This is a genomic window from Streptomyces sp. NPDC001750, from assembly GCF_042892615.1.
In the GTDB taxonomy this organism is placed as follows: Bacteria; Actinomycetota; Actinomycetes; order Streptomycetales; family Streptomycetaceae; genus Streptomyces.
In genome coordinates this window covers 1-1,244 of the sequence record NZ_JBIAUE010000089.1, presented here as the reverse complement: position 1 = coordinate 1,244, position 1,244 = coordinate 1, and the positions used below count along the sequence as shown (strand labels likewise).

The window sequence follows — 1,244 nt, the reverse complement described above, 5'->3', positions numbered from 1 at the left end:
GCCAGGAGGAGCCCGTAGGGAAGGCCGGCCCCGCCGCGCCCGTGCAGGACTGGGAGCTGCCGGGTCTTCCGGAGGACTGCGCGCCGGGGCGTCTGCCCGCTCTGCTGACCGATGCTCAGTCCCGGGCCCGGATCAGGTACGGCCACGAGCGAGGGTGGGCCCAGCGTCGCGTAGCCGTATTCGCGGACCGTTCGCCGTCGACGGTTCATAAGCACATGAAGGCGCTCGCGGCTGAATAGGGAATTGGAAAGCAGCGGTCCCGGATCCTTTTCAATGGATTCGGGACCGCTGCTTTCTGCTCGGGGCGATCGGTTGTTTTCCGGTGTGTCGTGGATTTGGGTCGGGTGGGTGTTCGGGCGACCGATGGATAAACCGATGTGGTGTCTGATGGAGTGTCAGGTTGGTGGGTGTCAGGGTTGGTGCGTGCTCCGGTCGGTGGTGCCGCGCCCGCGCGGGCACGGCCCCGAGCGGTCGATGTCGCGCTCGTCTCCGGGTGTTTGCCCAGTTCAGGGCGGGGGCGAGCGCTGCGCCGAAGAGGGCCAGGACCACGGGCCCGGAGGGCCGGGCGGGGGCGAGCGCCGCGCGGAGGTGGTGGCGCGAGATCCCAGACGCTACACAGCCGGTCCCTGATGCACCGCCAAGACCGTGACAGGCCCAGGAAGGTGCCTGAGCGCCCGTCTCCCGGCCTCACCCCCCGTTCTGGACAGGAACCACGCCAAGAGCCCGGCGGAAGGCCGGGAGACGGGCGTTCAGGGGGTGTGGCCCGGATCCGCCAAAGGTACATGCGCCTGCACACCTGATGCAGGGTGATGCACCGCCCATTCCAGGGTCCATCCAGAGTCAGAAAATGAGACACCCTCAGTAACCAGACCAGCGGCGGCACTGAGCCTTGCCGTCACCACGGCAAGGCTCACCCCTAGCCACTCCAGCCCCTCCCCGCCACCCCGACCCCTCCCTCGCAGCCAGCCACCGCCCCCGGAGCGCAGCGGAGGGGGTGGCCCAGAATCCCAAGCCCTACACAGGCAGAAGCCTGATGCATCACCAGGCCGGGGAGCGCAGCGGACCGGCCCCGGGCGCGCTTGCGCACCCGCCCCACAGCCTCTCGGAGCGAAGCGGAGAGAGGCACGGCCACGCAGTGGCCGAACCACCCGCGCTTGCGCGGGTGGTGACGCTCCGTCACCCGCCCCGCTTCGCGGGGCGGTTTCGCTGGGGTGCGCACCGCGCACTCCTACCCGCTCCGCGGG

At 70.1% G+C, this 1,244-nt stretch carries 1 protein-coding gene; it reads left to right on the top strand.

Going from position 1 to position 1,244, the window contains the following annotated elements; genetic code table 11:
- The coding region (locus ACFYY6_RS38325; protein ID WP_389197780.1) for a helix-turn-helix domain-containing protein at positions 1 to 239 on the top strand (239 nt) is incomplete at its 5' end.
- Between the last annotated feature and the right edge of the window lie 1,005 nt (positions 240 to 1,244).